The following is a 22,568-nucleotide window of genomic DNA, read 5'->3' as shown; positions in this document are numbered from 1 at the left end:
CCCGTCATTCTTTGTTAACCATGGGTGCCGTTAATCGGAGCCGATATTGTCGCGGGATTCCTTGCATGCGCGATCTGCGCGCTCCCCTTATTTGTCTGGTCGCTGCGCTCGTGCTGTCGGGGTGCATGGGCCGAACGTCGCCGGTCGCCGGCGACCCCGGTCTCGAACCGATGGCGTATGCTGCGCCCGTGGCCTATGCCGATCCCGCACCGACGCGCGAGGGCTATAATCTCGGCCCCGGCGACAAGCTCCGCGTTGTGGTCTATGGCCAGGAAGGGCTCACCAACGCCTATGCGATCGACGCCGCGGGCGCGATCACCATGCCGCTGATCGGCTCGGTGCCGGCGCGCGGCCGCACCCCTGCCAGGCTTGCCGCCGAGATCACCGCACGGCTGCGCAACGGCTTCATCCGCGAGCCGTCGGTCGCGGTCGAGATCGAGGCCTACCGGCCGTTCTTCATCCTCGGCGAGGTCCAGGCCCCCGGCCAGTATCCCTATGTGCCCAACATGACGGTCGAAAGCGCGGTCGCGATCGCCGGCGGCTTCTCGCCGCGCGCCAGGCGCGACGAGGTCACCCTCACCCACACCGATGCATCGGGCGCGGGCCGCTTCGTCGCTCCGCTGGGCACGCCGATCGGCCCGGGTGACACCGTGTTCGTCGGCGAGCGCTGGTTCTGATCGATGGCGCAGGATCAAACCCAGCAACCGCCGCTCCGCATCCTGCATGTCGTCCGTGCCCCGGTCGGCGGCATCATTCGTCACATCCTCGACGTCGCCAACGGCCAGATCGAACGCGGCCATCATGTCGGCATCGTCGCCGACAGCCTGACCGGCGGCGCGCGGGCCGACGCGGCGCTTGCCGAGATCGAGCCGCGGCTCAAGCTCGGCGTCCACCGCGTGGCAATACGCCGCGAGCCGCGCTTCGCCGATTTCATGGTCTGGGCCCACATCGCCGGCCTGATCCGCAAGCTGAAACCCGATGTCGTGCACGGGCATGGCGCCAAGGCCGGCGCCTATGTCCGGCTGCGGCGGCGGTCGAGCAAGGTGATCCGGGTCTACACGCCGCATGGCGGCTCGCTGCACTACCCGCTCGACACCTGGAAGGGCCGCTTCTACAGCCAGCTCGAGCGCACCCTGATGAACAGCACCGACCTGTTCCTGTTCGAGAGCGCGTTTGCCCGCGACACCTATCAGCGCACCGTCGGCAAGCCGGCAGGCCTCGTGCGCTGCGTGTTCAACGGCGTCACCGCGGAGGAATTCGAACCGGTCCCCGGCGCCGACGATGCCACCGACGTGGCCTATGTCGGCGAGTTCCGGCGCATCAAGGGCGCCGATCTCCTGATCGACGCGGTGGCGAAGCTGCGCGCCGAAGGCAAGCCGGTGACGCTGACGCTCGGCGGTGACGGCGAGGAATTCGAGCGCCTCAAGGAGCAGGTGAAGCGGCTGTCGCTCGGTGAGGCCGTCCGCTTCATCGGTCACGTCAAGGCGCGCTACGGTTTCTCCAAGGGCAACCTGCTGGTGGTGCCCTCGCGCGGCGATTCGATGCCCTATGTGGTGATCGAGGCTGCCGCTGCCGGCGTTCCGATGATCGCCGCCGACGTCGGCGGCATCCCGGAGATCTTCGATACCCACACCGACGCCCTGTTCGCGCCGAGCAATGCCGGCGCGATGGCCGATGCGATCAAGGCCGCGCTGGACAACCCCGCCGCGACCACGGCGCGCGCCGCGAGACTGCGCGAGCGCATTTCGGAACATTTCTCGCAGGGCGCAATGGTCGAGGGTGTGCTGGCCGGCTACCGCGACGCATTTGCCAAACGTTAACCACTTCTTGCACACGTAACCGTTTCTTCCGATTTGTCCCCTTAAGTCACGTCCGGGGGAATTTTAGTGCTGCGCGCGGATGCACATCTGCATGCGCAGGAATGGACGTGGACTCGTGGAACCGTTTAACGCACGCTCGATGCTGGATGCGGCAGCGTCTGCGACGGCCGCTCAGCCGCAGATCGAACGGCGCCGGCGCCTCTCGCCGGCCGCGCTCGCCGTCACCAACCAGAAAGTTCGCAGCGCCTACTCGCCGGTCGTGATCGCCGGCGTGGTTCGCCTCGCCGACTTCGTGCTGCTCAGCCTGGTCGGCGTCGGGCTCTATCTCGCTTATGTCAGGCCGCTCGCCGGCGGGATCATTCACTGGGGATACATCGCATCGATCCTCGGCATGTCGGCTGCCGCCGTTGTCTGCTTCCAGGCCGCCGACATCTACCAGGTGCAGATCTTCCGCGGCCAGCTGCGCCAGATGACGCGCATGATCTCGTCATGGGCCTTCGTGTTCCTGCTGTTCATCGGCATCTCCTTCCTGGTCAAGCTCGGCGGCGAGGTCTCGCGGGTCTGGCTGTCGTCGTTCTTCTGCGTCGGCCTTGCGGTCCTGATCGCCGAACGGCTGCTGCTGCGATCGATGGTGCGCGCCTGGGCGCATGACGGCCGGCTCGACCGCCGCACCATCATCGTCGGAGCCGACCACAACGGCGAGCAGCTGATCGAGGCGCTGAACGCCGAGGATGATTCCGACATCCATGTGCTCGGCGTGTTCGACGACCGCAATGACGATCGCGCCACCAATACCTGCGCCGGCTCACCGAAACTCGGCAAGATCGATGACATCGTCGAATTCGCCCGCCGCACCCGCGTCGACCTCGTGCTGTTCGCGCTGCCGATCTCAGCGGAGACCCGCATCCTGGAAATGCTGAAGAAGCTCTGGGTGCTGCCGGTCGACATCCGCCTGTCGGCCCATACCAACAAGCTGCGCTTCCACCCCCGTTCCTATTCCTATATCGGCAAGGTGCCGACGCTGGATATGTTCGAGGCGCCGATCACCGACTGGGATCTGGTGCTGAAATGGCTGTTCGACCGCGTAGTCGGCGGCCTGGCCCTGGTTGCGGCGCTGCCGGTATTGGGACTGGTGGCGCTCGCGGTGAAACTCGACAGCCCCGGCCCGGTGCTGTTCCGCCAGAAGCGCTTCGGCTTCAACAATGAGCGGATCGACGTCTACAAATTCCGCTCGCTCTACCATCACCAGGCCGACCCTACAGCTTCCAAGGTGGTGACCAAGAACGATCCGCGCGTCACCCGCGTCGGCCGCTTCATCCGCAAGACCTCGCTCGACGAATTGCCGCAACTGTTCAACGTGGTGCTGAAGGGCAATCTGTCGCTGGTCGGCCCGCGCCCGCACGCCGTGCAGAGCAAGCTGGAAAACCGCCTGTTCGACGAGGCGGTCGACGGCTACTTCGCCCGCCACCGCGTCAAGCCCGGCATCACCGGCTGGGCGCAGATCAACGGCTGGCGCGGCGAGGTCGACACCGACGAGAAGATCCAGAAGCGCGTCGAATATGATCTCTACTACATCGAAAACTGGTCGGTGCTGTTCGACCTCTACATCCTGCTCAAGACCCCGTTCTCGCTGCTGACCAAGAGCGAGAACGCGTACTGAGAATTCAGCGAACTGCCGTCGTTGCGCGGGCAATGACAAACGTATGTATCTGTTGCGTTGCGTGAGTATCCGATGGCCTATGCGGCGACAGCCGGGACGTCCCATTCGCCGACATCAGCACCAGCGGGCGTGCTGGCGCTGCAGCGGGCGCTGGTGTGGCTGGCCGGCGCGTCCGGCGCCATCGTGTTCATCGAGCCGAGCCCGTATGAGCTCGTCACGCTGACCGCCTGCGTGCTGTTCTTCGGCACCGGCCTGCGCATGCGGCTGGTGTTCATGCCGCTGCTGTTCACATTGATCGTGCTCAATGTCGGCTACAGCATCGGCGCGGTGCCGTTCCTCGACAAGCCGGAGGTGGTGAACTGGGTGCTCACCTCCTGGTACATGGCCGTCACCGTCATCTTCTTCGCGATGGTGATGTCGGAGGATACCGAAGCCCGCCTCGACATGCTGCGCCGCGGCCTGATCGTCGGCGCGATGATCGCCTCGCTCGCGGGCATCGCCGGCTACTTCCGTCTGGTGCCCGGCGGCTACGATCTGCTGACGCTGTACGATCGCGCCCGCGGCACCTTCAAGGATCCGAACGTGCTCGGCGCCTTCCTAATCCTGCCGGCGTTGTTCACGCTGCAGAGCGTCGTCTCCGACCGCTTCGACAAGGCGTTCCGCAACGCCATCGCGTTCGGCATCATCTCGCTCGCGATCCTGCTGTCGTTCTCGCGCGCCGCCTGGGGCGGCCTCGTGATCACCGCGGCTTTCATGCTGGCGCTGATGGTGTTCACCAGCCGCTCGCAGGCGCAGCGCTCGCGCATCATCGTGATGACGCTGATCGCCGCGATCCTGGCCGTGGCGCTGATCGCGGTGCTGCTCTCGATCGGCTCGGTCGCCGACATGTTCAAGCAGCGCGCGAGCTTCGACCAGAGCTATGACGAAGGCCGCTTCGGCCGGTTCGGCCGCCACATCCTCGGCGCCCAGATGGCGCTCGAACTGCCGTTCGGCATCGGACCGCTGCAATTCCACACCTACTTCCCCGAGGACACCCACAACTCGTTCCTCAACGCCTTCATGTCGGGCGGCTGGATCTCGGGGATCTGCTATCCGGCGCTGGTGTTCGTCAGCGCGATCATCGGCTTCCGCTACGTCTACCTGCAGGTGCCGTGGCAGCGCGGCTATCTCGCGGTCTTCTCGGCGTTCCTCGGCGTCGTCGGCGAGAGCTTCATCATCGACACCGACCACTGGCGGCACTTCTGGATGATGCTGGGCACGATGTGGGGCATGTATGCGGCAGCCGAGCGCTACCGCGCGACATCGGCACGGATTATCGACGAGCCTTCGGCGGCATCTTGAGACTGGCGCGCTGCTCCGGCGGCATGTCGATCACCGCCTTCAATGCTCCGGTTGCTTGCAGCACGCCCTTGTAGCCGTCATTGGCGAAGCGCAGCAGCAAGCGCAATTCGTCGTCGGTGTAGCTGCTCCACAGCTTGAGCATCGCCTCCTGCATCGGCACGTAGAACTTGCCGATCTCCGCCGCTTTTTCCTCCACCACCGAGATGAAGACCTTGCGGCGGTCGCTCTCGTCCCGCTCGCGGCGCACGTAACCCGCCTTCTCCAGACGATCGACCACGCCGGTGATCGCGCCGGTGGTCAGGCCGGTGACTTCGGCGAGACGGCCGGCGGTGACGCGCCCCTCCAGATGCAGGATGTCCATGCATTCCATGTCGGAGTTGGAGATTCCGGCCATGTTCGCAACGGCTTGGCCGTACATCACGCCCTGCGCCGACGACCGGCGCATCGCCTCCTCGAGTTCCTGCATCAGCGCTGCACGCGACTTCGCACTTGACAAAGCGGCTCCTGTATCTTACTCGCCTTATATCTTAGATACTAAGATAGTTAGCAACTGACCTTTCCTACCCCACACCGATGCATGGAGCAAGGCATGACCTCTCGTCCCCGTAAAGCTCTGATCATCGGCGCCGGCATCGCAGGCCCTGTCACCGCGATGTTCCTGACCCGCGCCGGAATCGAGACCGAGCTCTATGAAGCCTGGCCCTATTCCACCGGGATCGGCGGCGGGCTGCAGATCGCGCCGAACGGCATGCATGTGCTGGCGGAGCTTGGCCTTGCCGACGAGCTGATCCGCAACGGCTCGATCGCGGAGTCCTTCGACTTCTATTCGCAGGGCGGCAAGAAGCTCGGCTCGCTCAATCAGAACATGCAGCAGCGCTTCGGCCAGCCCGCGGTGAACATGTGCCGCGCGACGTTGAACGAGACGCTGATCGACAAGGCCTGGGCCTCCAACGTCTCGGTGTTCTTCGAGAAGAAGCTGGTGAAAATCGAGGACCGCGGCGACCAGCCCGTCATCGCCTATTTCAACGACGGCACCACCGCCGAGGGCGATTTCGTGATCGGCGCCGACGGCGTGCACTCGGCGGTGCGGCGCCACGTGATCCCTGACGGCCCGACGCCGTTCGACACCGGGCTGATCGGCTTCGGCGGATTCGTGCCCCGCGCGGTGATCGAGAAGCTGCCGATCGGCCAGAGGGTGGCGACCACGTTCGGGCAGAGCGGCTTCTTCGGCTATGGGATGTGCAGCCCCGATCCGGACACGGGCGCGATGTGGTGGAGCACGCAGCCGTCGCACGGCATGACCGCGGCGGCCTACCGGCTGCAGAGCCAGGACGCGATCAGGCAGCATCTGCGCGACTTCCATGCCGGCTGGCACGCGCCGATCCCTGCGATCATCGAAGCCGCCGAGAAGATCGTGGTCACCGACACGCTCGACGTCGCGACGCTGCCAACCTGGTCGCGCAAGCGCACGCTGTTGATCGGCGACGCCGCGCACGCCACCAGCCCGCATGCCGGCCAGGGCGCGTCGCTGGCGCTGGAAGACGCGCTGCGGCTCGGCATCCTGATGCGCGAGGGCCAGGAGCTCGGCATGACGTTCCAGGCCTTCGAGCACGAGCGGCGCCCGCGCGCCGAGAAGATCGTGGCGATCGCCCGCCGCAACGGCAACAGCAAGCGCGAGTTCAGCCCGACCGGTGCCTGGCTGCGCGATCACATGCTGAAGCTGCTGCTGCCGGTGTCGTCCAAGGGCATGGACTTCATGTACGCGTACGATCCGCGGGCGGCAGCGTAGCGCCTAGCTGTCATGCCCCGCGAAAGCGGGGCATCCAGTATTCCAGAGACGCCAGTGCTTGAGCCGTGAAGCCGCGGCGTACTGGATCGCCCGGTCGAGCCGGGCGATGACGCCGACGGCGTAGCGCGACTTACTTCTCGACCTCGAATGTCAGCCCGGCGTGATCGACCAGGCGCTTGATGAGCTTGTGCTGCATCGCGGCTCCCGGCGTCCAGAAGCCGGGCGCAACGTCGGGCGTATCGCGCAACAGGCAGATCGCGCATTCCGAGATCATCTTCGAGGTCGAGCCATAGCCGGGATCGCGATCGCCCTTGACGCCGGCGCGGACCATGCGGCCGTCGGGCGCGACCGCGAGATAGAGCAGATCGTAGCGGCCGTTCTCGCGCTCTTCCTTTGACGGGCCCTCGCCCGGCTTCGGCGCGCTTGGGCCGGTCTTCTCGGCATTGAGCGCCATCACACGCTTCGCGTTGGCCTCGCCCTTCTCGCCCGGGCCGGTCAGGACCATCTCGTCGTAGACGAAGTCCTTGCCGTAGGGAAAGCCCATCAGCATGTTGGAGCGGTGGACGTTGCGCGTGTTAATCAGCGCCATCATGAACGGCGCGGTCCAGGAGTGCAGATCCTCCTCAAAGGCCGGCTTGCTGCCGCGCGGCTGCTTCGGCCCCTCGAAGCCCGGCGTCAGCGCGAACGGGTTGTTGAGGATCGCAACCAGGCTGAGGTCCTTGGCGACAGCATCGAACGTCGCCTTGGCGCTCGCCGCGGTGCCGCCGGACAGCGTACCGCGCATGTCGCGCACGCGGCTCTTGACGCGCTGCGCCGGCGCGCCGAACACGCGCCTCGCTTCCTCCTGGACAAAGAACGCACCCAGTTCGAACGGCACCGAGTCGAAACCGCAGGAGAACACGATGCGCGCGCCGCTGGCCTTCGCGGCGGCTTCGTATTTGTCGATCATCTGCCGCATCCAGACCGGCTCGCCGCAGAGATCGAAATAGTCGGTGCCGCTTTCCACGCAGGCCGCGATCAGCTCGTTGCCATAGAGCTGATACGGTCCGACCGTCGAGATGACAGATTTGGTTTGCGCCAGCATCGCCTTCAACGAGGCGGCATCGCCGGCATCGGCAACGATCAGCGGCGTGTCGGCAGGCGCGCCGATCGCGTCGCGTACCGAGGCGAGCTTGTCTTTGCTGCGCCCGGCCATCGCCCATTTCATGCTGCCGTCGCGATAATGCGCCGCGAGATATTCGGCGACGAGTTGGCCGGTGAAGCCGGTCGCACCGTAGACGACGATGTCGAGTTTCGACGTGGACATGGATCAGGCTCCCTGCGCAGCGAATTGGGCGCCCTTTTCTCATCGCGGGCGCGGCAACGCAATGCGCTATTTCTTGTACGATACGCCCATGCCGGCGCGCACGTCGGCCTGGATGCCGTAGGGCGCGATCGGGTAGCGCAAACCGTTCCTGGCAAGCTGCTTCATGCCGGCGATCGCCTTCACCAGATAGGCCGGCGGCAGTGCCATCAGCATCTCCTCGTCGGGCACGCCGCCATAACGGCGCTCGGCGAAGCATGGCAGCGACAGGCTCGGCTCGCCGGTCTTCAGCGCCCGCCCCCACGAATCCGCGCAGGCGGTTTCGCCGACCACGCCCCACTCGAACTTCTTGTAGCCGGTGTATTGGAGACCGTTGATCAGGATGATCATCTGTCCCGGCGTCGCATAGACGAGACAGATGTCGGGCGGATTGAGGCGGCCGCTGGTCAGCGGGCTCACCGCCATCGCCTGGTACTGGCCGTAAGGCACCACGTCGAGCGCCTCCTGACGCTTGCGCGCGTCCTCGGCGGTGCCGTGCCAGACGCCGACATAGTTCTCGCCGGCAAGCCATTTCTCATCCTGCGGCGCGAGCCCGATCACGGCGCGGCATTGCGCGCCGACCAGATCATCGCCGGTGATGCCGACGGTCCAGCCGAGCCGCGAGGCCATGCTGACGATCTGGTCCGTGGTGTGGACCGCCGACGGGCGGCGGATCTTCGGGATCGCCTCCATCTCCTCGACGCACGCGAACATCTTGATGCCGATGACCGTGGTCTTCAGCCGCAGCAGATTGTTCAGATCAGTGACGATTGCGCCGAGGTCGAACTGTTCCGGCGGTGTCTGCTGTTGCATGGCGTGAACTCCCGTGATCGGCGGCTTGGCGCCGCCTGTTGCGTCGATGTTAGGATTGGCCGTCGGAGGCGACAAGTGCCTGCGGCTCAACGTGCAGCCGGTCCCGGCAACAAATCATCGGTTCTGCCGGCCAGATGATAGGCCAGAAGCCCGATCCACTCCCGTGTGCCGAGATCGGTGCGCGACAGGCCCTCGATCGCAAGCGTCGCGAAGCTGAAGACATTGCCGACGCGCCAGTCGACCGGATAGGCCTCGACATTGAATCCCGCCTTGCGGAACAGCCCGACCGAACGCGGCATATGGTAGGCCGAGGTGACGAGCAGCCAGCGCTCGCCCGGCTTGGGATCGACCAGCGCTCGGGAGAACTCAGCGTTCTCCACCGTGTTGCGGGAGCGGCGCTCGATGATCAATCGCGACCTGGCAATGCCGAGACCCTCGAACATCTCGGCGGCATAGTCGGCTTCGCGCGCATCGTTCGAGATCAGGTTCGCGCTGCCGCCGGTGAACACGAGGCGCGCAGTCGGATATCTGCGCGCGAGCGCCGCCGCCGCGATGACGCGGTCGGCCGCGCTGCGCACCACCGGCGTGCCATGTGCAACCGACAGATCGGCATCGATCGAGCCGCCGAGCACGATGATGCCGTCCGGCGCGCCGCGCGAGGCGTCCCATGGCGGGAAGCGCTGCTCCAATGTGGAGATCAGGACATTGCCGAGCGGCGAGAAGCCGCAGATCGCGAGCAGCAGCAGCGCGGCAACCATCAACCCGCGGCCGAGGCGCGCAAACCGCGTCAACAACAGCACGGTGCCGATCACGCCGATGCCGATCAGGAAGTTGATCGGCAGCAGCATGATGCCGAGCGTCTTGGAGAGCACAAAAAACAAGAGAAGCCCCTGCGAAGTTCTGCTACAGCGTCATACGCTGCTGGGAAACTAATCAAAAGCCGTCACATGACCCATCATCTGAAGTCGAGCCCCGAAACCTGCCATTGGGGCTTCTTTGAAGCCAAGCTGAAACCGGTTCTGACCGTCGCGAGCGGCGACGAGATCACGATCGAGACCGTCAGCGGCGGCCCGGACGTGGTGCCCGACCGCGGCAAATTCTTCGTTCCGCCGGAGCTCGACGACATCCATGCGAAGTGCGAGCGAATGGTACCCGGACACATCCTGACCGGCCCGATCGCGGTTGCCGGCGCCGAACCCGGCGACGTGCTCGAGGTCGATATTCTCGACGTTCAGCTGCGACAGGACTGGGGTTACAATCTGATCAAGCCATTGTCCGGCACCCTGCCCGACGATTTCCACGAGACACGCGTCCTCAATATCCCGCTCGATCGCGGACGCATGGTCGGCAGCATGCCCTGGGGGCTCGATCTGCCGCTCAAGCCGTTCTTCGGCGTGATGGGCGTATCGCCGCCGCCGGCCTGGGGCCGCATCTCCTCGCTGATCCCGCGCGCGATGGGTGGCAATCTCGACAACAAGGAACTCGGCGCCGGCGCCAAGCTCTATCTGCCGGTGTTCGTTCCGGGCGCGCTGTTCTCCTGCGGCGACGGCCATGGTGTGCAGGGCGACGGCGAGGTCTGCGTCACCGCGATCGAGACCGCGCTGACCGGCCGCTTCCGCCTGACCTTGCGCAAGGACCTCAAGCTGGCCTATCCGCGCGCCGAGACCGCGGACCATTACATGACCATGGCGATGGATCCCGATCTCGACCAGTGCGTGGTGCGGGCGCTGCGCGACATGATCGTGCTGCTCGGCGAGAAGCGCAATCTGTCGCGTGAGGACGCCTACACGCTGTGCAGTCTGGCCGCCGACCTGCGCGTGACGCAGACGGTCAACGGCTCCAAGGGCATCCACTGCATGATCGCCAAATCCGTGGTGCACGGGTAACGTCATTCTGGAGGGATGCGCAGCATCGAATCCGGAATCTCGAGATTCCGGGTTCGGCTCTACGAGCCGCCCCGGAATGACCAAGTGGATAAATAGCCGCACTTGTGTTCCGCGAGCACGGCTCGATACAATCCCCGTCCCAACGAACAAAAATGGACGGGGATGGACATGCTCAAGGACAGGCTTTCGCCGGCCGACGAAGCTGCGCGCGACAGGGAGATGCAGAAGACGCTCGCCGCCTGCCCGCGCATCCTCGACCTCATTGCCCGCGGCCCGCAGGGCGCGCCGGACGCCGAAGCCGCGATCTATCTGCGCTCGCCGCTCGATCCCAACCCGCTCGTGATCTCGAACGATCAGCTGATGGGCTGCATCAAGGCCGCTGAAACCTATTTCCGTAAGCAGGGCATCGGCAAGGACGATGCGGTGGCTGTCCTGCTCCCGGCGTGCCCCGCGACCGTCGTCGCGATCTTCGGCGCTGCCGCCTGCGGTGTCGCCGAGCCGCTCAACCTGCTGTTCACGCGCGAAGCGATCGTCGCCCAGCTCAATGCGATCAACGCAAAGCTGTTGCTGGCGCCGCCGCCAGGCATGCCGGGCGGGCTCTATGAGCGGGTCGAGGGCCTGCAGCGCGAGGTGCCGTCCCTGAAGCGCATCGTGATCGTGCCGCTCGACGGCAGCATCGCCTTCGACGGCGAGGTGCTGCGGCCTGATCCCGCCTGGCGCGACGACTACGGCAAGTCCAAGGACATGAGCGAGGCCGACCGCGTCGCCGTGATGCTGCCGACCGGCGGCACCACCGGCCATCCTAAGGTGGCGCGGCTCACCAATCGCGCGATGGTCGCCTCCACGGTATCCTCGCGGATGGCGCTCGATTTCCATCGCGGCGAGCGCGCGATGATCACGATGCCGCTGTTCCATGTCGGCGGCCTGTTCTGCACCACGGCCAATTCCCTGGCGGCCGGCACGACGATGGTGATCCCCGGCCCCGCCGGCGCGCGCGATCCGGCGCTGGTCCGGCATTTCTGGCAGATCATCGAGAAGTACCGCATCAACATCGCCGGCAACGTGCCGACGATACTCGGCGCCCTCGCCGATATCCCGGTCGCGGACAGCGACATCTCGACCCTGCGTGTCACCGCCACCGGCGCCTCGATCTGCCCGCCGGAGATCGAGCGGCGTTATCTTGCGACCTGGGGCGGCCCCTGCATCCAGCAGCTCTACGGCATGACCGAGCTTGCCGGTGCCATCACTCACGATGTGCACGGCGTGAAGCCGCGCGCCGAGAGCGTCGGCACCCGCAATCCGCTGGTCGAGCTTGCGATCCTCGACGGCGGCAAGCTCCACACCGGGCCGTGGCCCTCGCCGGTCGGCGAACTGCTGACCAGGGGGCCGCAGGTGTTCGCCGGCTATGTCGACAAGAAGCAGACCGAGGAGGCGTTTCGCGACGGCTGGCTGCGCACCGGCGACATCTGCCGGATCGATGCCGACGGCTTCGTCTACATCATGGGCCGCGCCAAGGACGTCATCATCCGCGGCGGCCACAACATCGATCCGCGCGCGATCGAGGACGCCGCGCTCGCGTTTCCGGGCGTGGCGCTTGCCGCGGCCGTCGGACGTCCCGACACCTACGCCGGCGAAGTGCCGATGCTGTTCGTCTCGGCGCAGCCCGGCTCCCATATCGATCCGAACGCGCTCGCCGCCTTCGTGCAGGACAACATCCTGGAGCCGCCGGCGCGCCCGCGCGTGGTGTCGGTGATTGCGGAGATGCCGGTCACGCCGGTCGGCAAGATCTTCAAGCCGAAGCTGCGCGAGATCGCCGCCGGCGAGGCCGCGCGCGAGCTGCTGGCGCTGGAAGGGTTGTCCGGCGAGGTCAGTGTCGAGGCGGTCACCGATCCGTCCCGCGGGCTGTACCTGAGTGTGAGCGCACCTCCGGACAAGGCCGAGACCGCTGAGCGGCTCCTCAAGAAGTTCCCGGTCAAGGTCGAGTTACGGTCCTAACACCCTCATTATTCAAGACAATCTGACTACAATACCGCGCCGGAACTGGCCTCCGGCGCGGCTGGATGCGGCCGCCCGCAATTTGCGGTTCACAGCTTGACGGACCGCCATATTCCTAAATAGACTCTAAATAGATACTTTTCAGTACGGGCGTTCAGGGTTAAGCGTTTCACCATGGCTACGGAAAAGGCCGAAACCGACCGCGTCCCGGTCACGCTGGCGCTCTCGACCATCGGATACCTCGAGAAGCTGGTGAGACAGGGCACCCACGGCACGAGCGTCCCGGGCGTCGCACGGACATTGATCGAGGAAGGCATTCGGCTCGCCATCAAGGACGGGTTGCTTGCAATCCGCGACAACGGCCGCACGCCCTAGAGCATGATCCGGAAAAGTGGAGACCGGTTTTCCGAAGAGATCATGCTCAAAACGGGATGAGATCACGGCGCGATTGCTTGTCATCGCGTGGTGAGCTCAGGGGCGTGTGCCGGCGCGGCGGTTCAACACAGAACGTGGAACCGTCAGATGATTGCCATCGAACCAACCTGGACGCCGGAGCGCGTCGACCAACTCAGGATCTACTTTGAAGCCGGCCTCTCCTGCCGCGACATCGCCGTCAATATCGGCGTCAGCCGCAATGCGGTGATCGGCAAGCTGTCGCGGCTGAACCTCACGCGCACGACGCCGGACGAACGCCGGGCCCGGCGCAAGAAATCCGCCGCGCACGCCGCGCAACGGGCGACCGCCAAGCAGCAGCTCGGGTTGCTTCAGGCGGTCTACGAGCAGCCCTGCGACGATGCACCGATCGTCAGCGCCAACAATTGCTCGCTGTTCGAGCTGAGCGAGCAGCGCTGCCGCTGGCCGATCAGCACCCCGGGCGCCGATGATTTCTGCTTCTGCGGCAACACGCCGCTCGGCGGCATGCCCTATTGCTCGGGGCACCACCGCCTCGCTTATCAGGCGGGCTCGCGCCAGCGCGCGATGCGCGGGTAGCGCTTGAGTGAAGCCGTCCCGCACGCGATGCGGGACGGTCGTTCAGCCGACCTTCCAGCCGGTCGCCGTCACGATGTTCTGGTAGAACTCCGGCGTGTAGGCCTGCTCCGGCGTCTTGCGCACGCGCTCATCAAGCAGGTGCGCATCGTCGCCGACCAGAATGCGCCAGCGCTCGGCCTTGACGCCGTCGAGGATGATCTTGGCGGCGGCGGCCGCCGAGGTCGGCGCCTCGTCGCGGAAAATGCGATCGCGGTCGAGCGCAAGCTGCTGGATGTCGGCATCCGACATCTTGGCAACGTCGATGCCCTGCCCCTTCAGGCGCTGGCGCGCTTGCGTCAGCTCGTCGGCGGTCAGGTGATCGGAGCTGGTGCCGAGTTGCACCTTGCGCGAGTTCGACACGATCGAGGTGCCGATGTGACCGGGCATCACGACCGAGCACTTCACATGCGGCGCGTTGAGACGGAGATCGTTGATCATCGCCTCGGTGAATCCCTTCACGGCGAACTTCGCCGCGCTGTAGGCGGTGTGCGACACGCCCATGCCGACCGAGGCCCAGAAACCGTTGACGCTCGAGGTGTTGACGATGTGCGCCTCGTCGGCCTTCACGAGCAGCGGCAGGAAGGTGCGGACGCCGAGATAGACGCCGCCCCAGCAGATGTTGAAGGTGCGCTCCCACTGCTCGCGCGTGTTGGAGAACAGACTGCCGCCGCCGCCGATGCCGGCGTTGTTGAACAGCAGGTGGATCTTGTCGGTCGCCTGCTGCTCGATCAGCTCATCGCGGAAGCGCTTGTAGTGATCCTCGATCGAGACGTCGGCAACGTGGGTGGTGATGCGCAGGCCCTGCGGCAGCTTCTCGACCTCGCAGAGCCGCTTGGTCTCGGCCATCGCCTCTGCGGATACGTCGCACATCGCAACATTGCAGCCCTCGGCAACGAGCTGCCGTGCCAGCTCGCGCCCCATGCCCGTGCCGCCACCGGTGATGACGGCAATCTTTCCGGCAAAATCCTTCATGTGAGATCCGTTCCTTCCCTTATTTTTCTTGCCCTGGTTCTTCTTTGTTTCGGCCGGGCGCGGATCGCAGTCCTGACCGCTTGGCTGCGGCACCTTACATCACCGAATTGTCGCCCAGCAACGGCGCCTCCTCACGCGCAGGTGAGCCGCTTGCAGCAAATTGAAGCGGCGGCGGCGTAACGAGATCATTCCGCGTTGCGAACAATCCGACATCGACAACAGGAGACGATGATCGTGCACATCCTGAACAGATTGGTCGCGACAACGCTGATGGCGATCGCGGCCGGAATTTCCACCGCGGCCGCTGCCGCCGAGGCAACTCCAGCGAAGCGGCGCGACAGCACCTGCGCGGATGGACCACGCTGATCGCAACCGGCGCAGAGCGCAGCGCGCGGCGTGGCACAGCGCGCGCTCGTCATGGGCCAAGCCCTGTCAATGTTGGGATCACATCGCCCGAATTCGAATATTTGTTCGCGAAGCGCGTGAGCCTCACGCGATGATCGCGCGCATCCCGGCTGCAGACCAAGCGACGCGGCCCCGCGCTATTCGGCGGTCTCGATGCGCACGGATGCGCGCCGCCGCAGGACGCCGGCACCCGCGCTCAGCGCCAGCTTGAGCAGGCCGCGCCACGAGAAATCGATGATCACCTCATGGTGCCGCAACCCTTTGCCGCCCTTCACCAGCCCGAGATCCCGGATCAGGCAATAGTGGCCGCTGCTCATGCGCGCCAGGCGGCTGTTCTTGAAGCGTCCCATGAATGGCGAGAATGCACTGCGGATCGATTCCGTCAAATCTTGACGACGTCGAATCGGCAAGGCGACGGCAACCCGATCGCCGGCCGCAGCTTGCGCGGGCCACGCGCGCCGCCATCGTCAACGCTGGCCTTGAATCAAAAACCTCCGGCAGGGCATTGCCGGAGGTTTGGGAGGCTTAGCAGCTAGCTAAGAGCCATCATGCAATGTGTTGGCCGTGGCGTATATAGTTTAGTAAATCAGGTAAGTAAACAAGTCTGCGGCTAATGAATCGCATGGCTCGTCTTCGTGGTTCGCGTGGACCGAAATGACGCAGCTCAGCTCTCCTCAGAATCTTCCGCAAAGAAAAACCCCGGCAGTTGCCTGCCGGGGTTCTGCTGGATCGTGATCAGATCAACCGGAATTACCAGTTGCGCTGAGCGCGGAAGAGCATCTGGACAGTGTCCTGATCCTTCAGCTCGTAGGTCGCGGTCGGCTTGCCGATAGCAGTCGACGACGTGGTGATGATACCGGCATACTTCTGATCGAGGTGCGAGTAGGTCACGTCGGCCGAGAAGGTCAGGTTCTTGACCGGGGTCCAACGGGTGATCACGCCGATCTGCGCGATGTTGTAGTCGGGGTTGCAAGCGGTCACGCCGGCGCCGCCAGCGAATGCGGCACGGAACGAACCACCGACGCCACCAACGCCGCAGATGAGCGACTTAGCCGCATCGTTGTACGAAACAGCGGCGAACGCACCGTACAAGCTGGTGTTCCAGTAGGGATCCCAGTTGTGGGTGTACGCACCGCGCATACCCCAGGTCTTGATGGACTGCTGCTGACCACCGGGGCCGAACACCGTGTCGGGTGCCGTTCCGAAGCCAACGCTGCCATAGACGCCCGGCAGGCTCGAACCGCCGAAGATGGCGATCGAGCTGGCCTGGCTGGCCAGTTCCTGGATGTTGTAACGGGTCGCACCGTCGGTGTAGACGCCCTGGATGTTGATGGTGTCGCCGGGGCCGGTCGGGATGTTCTTGATCGACAGGGCCAACGCACCAGCCCAACCCCACTTGTCGTCGGGATGGCCGGTCAACTCGGTGCCGCCGTAGTAGGCAGCGTGGTTGTCATGCGCGGCGACCGACGCCTGGAAGATACCCCAAGCCTGGTCAACCTTGAGCGAAGCGACGAAATCCGGAGCGATCGTGCCGGCGTAGTCGCTGGAGCCGTAAGCACCACCGACGCCGAGGTTGTTCACACCAGCCTGCATGTAGGCAACCTGGTCCTGCGCCGACAGAGCGAGCGACACGCCGTTGCCGAACTGCGCGGTGTAGGTGAACTGGTTGATGCCGTTGGTGGTGTTCACGCCACCGACGAGCGCGTCGTAGTTGTTGCCCGGATAACCGTTCCAGGGGGCAGCGAACTGCGAAACCGCCTTACCCATCGTGAAGCCGGCGAACTGGATGAAGGCGTAGTAGACGCCGACCGTACCGGCAGCCACGTTGCCCGAACCTGCGTTGTTCGGCGCAGAAGACGAGCCGATCGCCGAGTACACGGTCGAGCCGTTGCCCTGGCCGGCATAGGTGTCGGAGGTCCAGGTGAACACCGCATCGAAATAGGTGCGGACCACGCCGTATTCGGTCGCGGTGCGCGTATCGACGTTGAAGTCTTCACGCGAACGCCAAGTGTAGCCGTTCGTGAAACGGTTGTTGGCACCGCTGGCGCCGTTGTAGTTCGCGCCGTACACGCTGTTGCCGTTCACCACGACGTCAGCGCGCACATAGCCGCCCAGCTTGATGCAGGTGTCGGTGCCGGGGATGTAGTAGAAGCCCGGACCGTAGAGCGAGCAAACCTTCACGTACTCGACCGCTTTGGCCTTGACGGGAAGATCGGCCGCCTGTGCCCCGCCGACCGCGACCAGCGCAGCCGTCGAGCCCAGGATAAGGCTCTTCAAATTCATATTAAACCTCCAAGTTGCTCATATGCGGAGAGTCCGAGGCCGCGAGCGCCTCGTGATCCTCCCGCATTGTCCAAGACCGTTTTCCCCAAACCCCGCACCCTCAGATCAATCTGTGGTGTGCGACGGACTTGAACGATCACCGCAACGGGACGATCGAGATTCCCCTACCGCCTGGTTCAATATGCATTGGCCAGTTCGCCAATCAAAATAGTTTATAAAGTCAGGAATGCGAATGCGGCCACACTGTGTCTCGCCGGCAACGCTGCCTGTAAGCCCTTTGCTTACCTAGGAAAACTTGTCACACCCCAAATAGTCCAACCGTCACACGACCATCATAATTACTTTACGTTCACTTGCGTTCGTTGGCGGCTTACGGGAAAAAACGTATGCCGCGCAGAAAACAAGAAATAAATCAGCACAAAGCTGAGTCGGCGCCTGAGGGAAGAGGAAGCTGTGTCAGTGACAAGGAAGGATACGACGCGCCAGCGCGCCATCGAACATCTCGACATCATCAAGCGATTCACGCTCGAAATTTCGGCCATCAACTCCCACCTGGAGCGTGTCCGTCAGTTCTGGGGCAGGTCGCTTGGCGTCAGCGGTCCGCAATGGATGATTCTGATCGCGATCTCGGATCTCGACAAGGATGACGGCGTGCCGATCAACGTGGTGTCGAAGCTGCTGCACGTCGATCCGTCGTTCGTGACCACGCAATCCAAGCTGCTCGAGCAGAAGGAGCTGCTGCGGCGCTCGCCCTCCCCGGCCGATGCGCGCGTGGTCCGGTTGTCGCTGACCGACAAGACCAAAAGGCATCTCGCAGGCCTCGCCGAACAGCACAAGGCGTTCAAGAAAACCGTCTTCGAGGAGTTCAGCGAGCCTGAGCTGGCCGAGTTCACGGCCAAGCTTTCGATGCTCACCAACCGCCTGGAAAAGGCCTGCCTGATTGTTGCGATGGAGGCCGAAGCCTGAAGCGACCGGCTCTTCAACGGACGGGACGACTGGCAACCGGCACGGTCGCGCCGCTCACCTTGCGAAGCGTACGACGCGGAGACTTATCGGTGTCCGCGCCCCGGCGACTGGCACGCCAGGAAGACCAGAACGCTCAGCAGCGCAGCCCAGACCAGGAAGTGTTCAGCAATCACGTTGGCCCCCCATTTGCCCCTCAATGGAATGCATGAAACGGGCCAAGCCGCGGTCGATCCGTGAACGGGCTATGGAAAAGGAGCCCCGGCGCTGACGGCCGGGACCCCGAGAAACCAACCTTGCAGTGTAACTATCTGGACCTGGTCGAGCTGCCGCCGGTCATCCCGGTGCCCGCCCCCGTCGTCTGACCAGGCGCGTAGCCAGAGGCCCCTGGGCTCCCGGCTTTCGATCCTCGTGCCTGCATCTCGTGCCCGGGTGCATAGCCCGAAGCGCCGGGACTGCCCTTCTTGGAGCCCTTCTTTTGCATCTCGTGTCCAGGTGATTTGCTCGAAACACCCTGTGCAAAAGCAACGGGGGCGGAAGCCATCAGGCATGCCGCGGAAAGGACGATGATTGCGTGCTTCATTTTGTCCTCCAGAATGCGCCCCGCAACCAACCGCCTGAAATCAGTGACGTTCCATGAACGCTTGTTCATCGACACCACAGCCGCCGATGCGATCGGCTTGGTGCTGCCTCTTCAACGAGCGTTTGCTCAATATTGACGGCAGCGTGTCGGCTTCTGCGCACAGCTTTCCGCGACTGGCGAACAGCATTGGCAATCAATCGTAAGCAGGCGGCGCGCGATGCGCGTCCACTTCAAACCTTCACCGAACGAATTTTGAGAAAATGGTCGGAGCGAGAGGATTTGAACCTCCGACCCCTAGTCTCCCAGACTAGTGCGCTAACCGGGCTGCGCCACGCTCCGATGCCGTTCCATTAGCTGCGATCCTGCGTTCGCGCAAGGCGGGGCGGCTCTCAAAGACTGTATTCCGAGGCCGGTTCCCTTGGCAGGCGTCCTTGCCTCAGCCGTCCTTCATCGCCGCGTCGATCATCTGCCGGCAGGCGACCAGCTCCTGCAGCACGCGTTCGAGCCGCTCCCGATCGACTGACGGGACGGAGGGGCGAACCGGCGGCGCGGCGGGCGCTTTGCCCGGCTGAGCGTGCGCCTTGTAGGTCGACAGGATCGGATCCTCGTCGGGATCGACGAAGCGGTAGTCGATTCCCTTCTCGTCGCCGTCGCCCTCCTCGCCGTCGAAATCGAGGCCGTCGCTGCTCTCGAGGTCATCGGGCTCGGCCATGCTGTTGCCGACGGCTTCCTCGACCGCGCCGAACGAGACCGCCGCCGTCTGGTCGGCGATGCCCTGCACCGACTTAATGCCGTGCTCCTTCAGGATCCGCTGCACGCCGCGGATGGTGTAGCCCTCGCCGTACAGCAGCCGGCGGATGCCCTTGAGCAGGTCGACATCGTCGGGGCGATAATAGCGGCGTCCGCCGCTGCGCTTCATCGGCTTGATCTGCGCGAAGCGCGTTTCCCAGAATCTCAGCACATGCTGTGGAATATCGAGTTCATCAGCGACCTCGCTGATGGTACGGAACGCATCCGGCGCCTTGTCCAAATGCCCGCTCCTTTGAGCTCAATGCCTGGAGCCCTTCCGTTCCGATCGAATCGGACCGGAGCTCCGGATTCTAGTGTTGCCGCGTTTTCTTCACGCGAACCGGGTATCCACTTCGCTTGAAAACGCTCTAGTCGGCCTTGCTGCCGTCGCCATTGGTGACGACATGGCCATTGATCCGCTGCTTCAGGATCGCCGACGGCTTGAACACCATCACCCGCCGCGGCGAAATCGGCACCTCGGTGCCGGTCTTCGGATTACGGCCGATACGCTGGCCCTTCTTGCGCACCATGAAGGAGCCGAATGAGGACAGCTTCACCGTCTCGCCCTTTTCCAGGCAATCGGTGATCTCCTTCAGCACCAACTCGACAAATGCCGACGATTCCGTGCGCGACAAACCCACCTTTTGGTAGACCGCCTCACACAAATCGACGCGCGTAACTGTTTTTCCGGTTCCCGTGGTCATCGCCTGCCCCGCACTCTCGGCGAACAATTTCTTGACTGAAATTAAAAGCTTAGCGCGCAATGGTCAACAGTGACCAACGCCCAGGCGCAGGAAAGATACCGGCAACCTGTCGATACTGTTTGGCGATGCGCTACCAGCGCACGAGCGCCGAGCCCCAGGTAAAGCCGCCGCCCATCGCCTCGAACAGCACCAGATCGCCCTTCTTGACGCGCCCGTCCTTCACGGCGACCGACAGCGCGAGCGGGATCGAGGCCGCCGACGTGTTGCCGTGCTTGTCGACCGTCAGGACCACCTTCTGCGGCGCAATATGAAGCTTGTGCGCCGACGCATCGATGATTCGCTTGTTGGCCTGGTGCGGGATGAACCAGGTGATGTCCTCGGCGGTAAAGCCGGTGGCGTTGAAGGCGTCGACGATCACGTCGGTGATCATGCCGACGGCGTGCTTGAACACCTCGCGGCCCTCCATCCGGAGATACCCGACCGTCCTGGTCGAGCCGGGCCCGCCATCGACGAACAGCTTCGCCTTGTGGCGGCCGTCGGAGCGCAGATGCGTCGTCAACACGCCGCGGTCGCTGGTGGTGCCGGAATGCTGCTGCGCCTCCAGCACGACCGCGCCGGCGCCGTCGCCGAACAGCACGCAGGTGCCGCGGTCGTCCCAGTCGAGGATGCGCGAGAAGGTTTCGGCACCGATCACCAGCGCCCGCTTGTGGGTGCCGGCGCGCAGGAAATTGTCGGCGGTGGCCAGCGCGAAAACGAAGCCGGAACAGACCGCTTGCAGGTCGAAGGCGACGCCATGGTTGATGCCGAGCCCGTGCTGGACGGCGACCGCGGTGGCGGGAAAGGTGTTGTCGGGCGTCGAGGTCGCGAGCACGATCAGGTCGATCGACTGCGCATCGACTTGCGCATGGGCGAGCGCGGCCTGCGCCGCCTTGATCGCCAGATGCGAGGTGAATTCGTCGTCGGCCGCGATGTGGCGCTCGCTGATGCCGGTGCGCTGCACGATCCAGTCATCCGACGTGTCGATCCGGCTGGCCAGTTCGGCATTGGTCAAAACCCGCTCCGGCAAATATGAGCCGCAGCCGAGCACTACCGAACGTATAGCAGTCACGAGACAGCCTCCTGCGCGGTCTGCGCCTGCACCAGGGCGCTGCCGTCGCGATTGAGCATCTGATTGATCTTGGTGAGGAGATCGAAGTGGGCCATCTCATAGCCAACATCCACCGCATAGGCAAAGCCTTCCGCGTTGGTGCCGCCATGGCTCTTGACCACCACGCCCTTCAGGCCGAGCAGCAGGCCGCCATTCGACTTGTTGGGATCGAGCTTGTCGCGCAGCTTCTGGAACGCGCCGCGGGCCAGCAAATAGCCGATCCGCGCCAGCCAGCTCGATGACATGGCCTCGCGCAGCAGCGTGAACATCTGGCGCGCGGTTCCCTCGGCGGCCTTGAGCGCGATGTTGCCGCTGAAACCTTCCGACACGATGACGTCGGCGAGGCCCTTGCCGATCGCGTCGCCCTCGACGAAGCCGATATAATTGAACTGGGTTGAGTTCATCGCGCGCAGCATCTCGGCCGCCTCGCGGATTTCCCCGTGCCCCTTGATCTCCTCGGACCCGATATTGAGCAGGCCGACGGTCGGCCGTTCGCGGTTGAACAGCACGCTCGCCATGGCGCTGCCCATCACCGCCAGCGTCGCCAGATGGCGGGCGTCGCCGCCGATCGTGGCGCCGAGGTCGAGCACGACAGAGTCGCCGCGCAGCGTCGGCCACACCGCGGCAAGCGCCGGGCGGTCGACACCGGGCAGCGTCCGCAGATTGAGGCTGCCCATCGCCATCAGCGCGCCGCTGTTGCCGGCGGAGACCGCAACGTCGGCCTCGCCATGCTTCACGGCGTCGATCGCGAGCCACATCGAGGACGCCCTGCGGGTCCGCCGCAGCGCCTGGCTCGGCTTCTCATCGTTCTTCACGGCGACGTCGGTATGGATCACTTTCGATACCGCCTTCAGCGCCGGATGCTTGGCGAGCTCCGGCTCGATCTGGGCCCGGTCCCCGACCAGCAGGAATTCGCTGTCGGGATGACGGCTTAACGAGATTGCGGCGCCGGGAATGACGACGGAAGCGCCGACATCGCCCCCCATGGCGTCAAGCGCTATTCGAACCTTTTGAGGCATGAACGTCCCGGAAGCCTGCTTTCCCGCA

The 22,568-nt window shown here is 64.5% G+C and carries 23 protein-coding genes and 1 tRNA gene; 11 read left to right on the top strand and 13 right to left on the bottom strand.

Annotated elements, in window-relative coordinates:
* Positions 1-65 precede the first annotated feature (65 nt).
* From JEY66_RS21820 to JEY66_RS21805, 4 genes are all read left to right on the top strand, one after another.
* Entirely contained in the window at positions 66-677 is a 612-nt protein-coding gene (locus JEY66_RS21820) for a polysaccharide biosynthesis/export family protein (RefSeq protein WP_026192830.1), read from the top strand.
* A 3-nt stretch (positions 678-680) separates the two neighbouring features.
* Positions 681-1,820: a glycosyltransferase family 4 protein gene (locus tag JEY66_RS21815; protein ID WP_018271893.1), complete on the top strand. Its 1,140-nt coding sequence runs from the start codon at positions 681-683 to the stop codon at positions 1,818-1,820.
* 115 nt (positions 1,821-1,935) lie between these two features.
* Positions 1,936-3,480, top strand: a complete 1,545-nt coding sequence (locus tag JEY66_RS21810) for an undecaprenyl-phosphate glucose phosphotransferase (protein ID WP_026192831.1) — start codon at positions 1,936-1,938, stop codon at positions 3,478-3,480.
* A 72-nt stretch (positions 3,481-3,552) separates the two neighbouring features.
* Entirely contained in the window at positions 3,553-4,821 is a 1,269-nt protein-coding gene (locus JEY66_RS21805; protein ID WP_026192832.1) for an O-antigen ligase family protein, read from the top strand.
* On the opposite strand, the gene JEY66_RS21800 is transcribed toward JEY66_RS21805, so the two are convergent.
* Entirely contained in the window at positions 4,793-5,287 is a 495-nt protein-coding gene (locus JEY66_RS21800; RefSeq protein ID WP_018271896.1) for a MarR family transcriptional regulator, read from the bottom strand. The two genes, JEY66_RS21805 and JEY66_RS21800, sit on opposite strands and share 29 nt — an antisense overlap.
* Before the next feature lie 123 nt (positions 5,288-5,410).
* Between JEY66_RS21800 and JEY66_RS21795 the strand changes: the two genes are divergently transcribed.
* Positions 5,411-6,610 (top strand): FAD-dependent oxidoreductase, encoded by a 1,200-nt coding sequence (locus JEY66_RS21795; protein WP_026192834.1) that lies wholly within the window; start codon positions 5,411-5,413, stop codon positions 6,608-6,610.
* Positions 6,611-6,740: 130 nt separating this feature from the next.
* Here JEY66_RS21795 and JEY66_RS21790 read toward each other — a convergent pair whose 3' ends face one another.
* The 3 genes from JEY66_RS21790 to JEY66_RS21780 all read right to left on the bottom strand — a co-directional run bounded on the left by JEY66_RS21790 (position 6,741) and on the right by JEY66_RS21780 (position 9,646).
* The gene (locus JEY66_RS21790) at positions 6,741-7,916 is read right to left on the bottom strand and encodes a saccharopine dehydrogenase family protein (RefSeq protein ID WP_018271898.1); all 1,176 of its coding nucleotides are present in this window, start codon (positions 7,914-7,916) and stop codon (positions 6,741-6,743) included.
* 66 nt (positions 7,917-7,982) lie between these two features.
* Positions 7,983-8,765, bottom strand: a complete 783-nt coding sequence (locus JEY66_RS21785; protein ID WP_018271899.1) for a DUF169 domain-containing protein — start codon at positions 8,763-8,765, stop codon at positions 7,983-7,985.
* An 86-nt stretch (positions 8,766-8,851) separates the two neighbouring features.
* Entirely contained in the window at positions 8,852-9,646 is a 795-nt protein-coding gene (locus JEY66_RS21780) for a YdcF family protein (RefSeq protein WP_018271900.1), read from the bottom strand.
* A gap of 66 nt (positions 9,647-9,712) precedes the next feature.
* Here JEY66_RS21780 and JEY66_RS21775 point away from each other — a divergent pair, with 66 nt between their 5' ends.
* The 4 genes from JEY66_RS21775 (at position 9,713) to JEY66_RS21760 (ending at position 13,636) form a co-directional block, all read left to right on the top strand.
* Positions 9,713-10,651 (top strand): acetamidase/formamidase family protein, encoded by a 939-nt coding sequence (locus JEY66_RS21775; protein ID WP_018271901.1) that lies wholly within the window; start codon positions 9,713-9,715, stop codon positions 10,649-10,651.
* A gap of 168 nt (positions 10,652-10,819) precedes the next feature.
* The gene (locus tag JEY66_RS21770; RefSeq protein ID WP_197971308.1) at positions 10,820-12,646 is read left to right on the top strand and encodes an AMP-binding protein; all 1,827 of its coding nucleotides are present in this window, start codon (positions 10,820-10,822) and stop codon (positions 12,644-12,646) included.
* A 174-nt stretch (positions 12,647-12,820) separates the two neighbouring features.
* Positions 12,821-13,021 (top strand): hypothetical protein, encoded by a 201-nt coding sequence (locus tag JEY66_RS21765; RefSeq protein ID WP_016844973.1) that lies wholly within the window; start codon positions 12,821-12,823, stop codon positions 13,019-13,021.
* A gap of 147 nt (positions 13,022-13,168) precedes the next feature.
* On the top strand, positions 13,169-13,636 hold the full coding sequence (locus JEY66_RS21760) for a GcrA family cell cycle regulator (protein ID WP_018271903.1): 468 nt from the start codon (positions 13,169-13,171) through the stop codon (positions 13,634-13,636).
* A gap of 42 nt (positions 13,637-13,678) precedes the next feature.
* On the opposite strand, the gene JEY66_RS21755 is transcribed toward JEY66_RS21760, so the two are convergent.
* On the bottom strand, positions 13,679-14,647 hold the full coding sequence (locus tag JEY66_RS21755; RefSeq protein WP_018271904.1) for an SDR family oxidoreductase: 969 nt from the start codon (positions 14,645-14,647) through the stop codon (positions 13,679-13,681).
* 228 nt (positions 14,648-14,875) lie between these two features.
* Between JEY66_RS21755 and JEY66_RS21750 the strand changes: the two genes are divergently transcribed.
* On the top strand, positions 14,876-15,013 hold the full coding sequence (locus tag JEY66_RS21750) for a hypothetical protein (RefSeq protein ID WP_157183461.1): 138 nt from the start codon (positions 14,876-14,878) through the stop codon (positions 15,011-15,013).
* Positions 15,014-15,189: 176 nt separating this feature from the next.
* On the opposite strand, the gene JEY66_RS21745 is transcribed toward JEY66_RS21750, so the two are convergent.
* Together JEY66_RS21745 and JEY66_RS21740 are read right to left on the bottom strand one after the other, a co-directional pair.
* Complete coding sequence (locus tag JEY66_RS21745) at positions 15,190-15,369, bottom strand: hypothetical protein (protein ID WP_050999539.1); 180 nt, start codon at positions 15,367-15,369, stop codon at positions 15,190-15,192.
* Between the two features lie 433 nt (positions 15,370-15,802).
* Positions 15,803-17,335, bottom strand: a complete 1,533-nt coding sequence (locus JEY66_RS21740) for a porin (protein WP_018271907.1) — start codon at positions 17,333-17,335, stop codon at positions 15,803-15,805.
* A gap of 453 nt (positions 17,336-17,788) precedes the next feature.
* Between JEY66_RS21740 and JEY66_RS21735 the strand changes: the two genes are divergently transcribed.
* The gene (locus JEY66_RS21735; RefSeq protein WP_026192835.1) at positions 17,789-18,301 is read left to right on the top strand and encodes a MarR family winged helix-turn-helix transcriptional regulator; all 513 of its coding nucleotides are present in this window, start codon (positions 17,789-17,791) and stop codon (positions 18,299-18,301) included.
* Between the two features lie 620 nt (positions 18,302-18,921).
* On the opposite strand, the gene JEY66_RS21730 is transcribed toward JEY66_RS21735, so the two are convergent.
* The 6 genes from JEY66_RS21730 to plsX form a co-directional block, all read right to left on the bottom strand.
* A complete protein-coding gene (locus tag JEY66_RS21730; protein ID WP_157183462.1) occupies positions 18,922-19,068 on the bottom strand; it encodes a hypothetical protein in 147 nt (48 codons plus the stop codon).
* Between the two features lie 74 nt (positions 19,069-19,142).
* Positions 19,143-19,220, bottom strand: a tRNA-Pro gene (locus JEY66_RS21725).
* 97 nt (positions 19,221-19,317) lie between these two features.
* Complete coding sequence (locus JEY66_RS21720) at positions 19,318-19,911, bottom strand: MerR family transcriptional regulator (protein WP_018271909.1); 594 nt, start codon at positions 19,909-19,911, stop codon at positions 19,318-19,320.
* A 127-nt stretch (positions 19,912-20,038) separates the two neighbouring features.
* On the bottom strand, positions 20,039-20,374 hold the full coding sequence (locus JEY66_RS21715) for an integration host factor subunit alpha (RefSeq protein ID WP_035631661.1): 336 nt from the start codon (positions 20,372-20,374) through the stop codon (positions 20,039-20,041).
* A gap of 130 nt (positions 20,375-20,504) precedes the next feature.
* Positions 20,505-21,482, bottom strand: coding sequence for a beta-ketoacyl-ACP synthase III (locus JEY66_RS21710; protein ID WP_026192836.1), 978 nt, complete (start codon positions 21,480-21,482; stop codon positions 20,505-20,507).
* Positions 21,479-22,540 (bottom strand): phosphate acyltransferase PlsX, encoded by a 1,062-nt coding sequence (plsX, locus tag JEY66_RS21705; RefSeq protein WP_026192837.1) that lies wholly within the window; start codon positions 22,538-22,540, stop codon positions 21,479-21,481. The genes JEY66_RS21710 and plsX overlap by 4 nt, the downstream gene beginning before the upstream one ends.
* Positions 22,541-22,568: the final 28 nt, after the last annotated feature.

The organism is Bradyrhizobium elkanii USDA 76, assembly GCF_023278185.1.
In the GTDB taxonomy this organism is placed as follows: Bacteria; Pseudomonadota; Alphaproteobacteria; order Rhizobiales; family Xanthobacteraceae; genus Bradyrhizobium; species Bradyrhizobium elkanii.
Note: the sequence above shows the minus strand (reverse complement) of the source record. Positions and strands in the feature narration are given on the sequence as shown.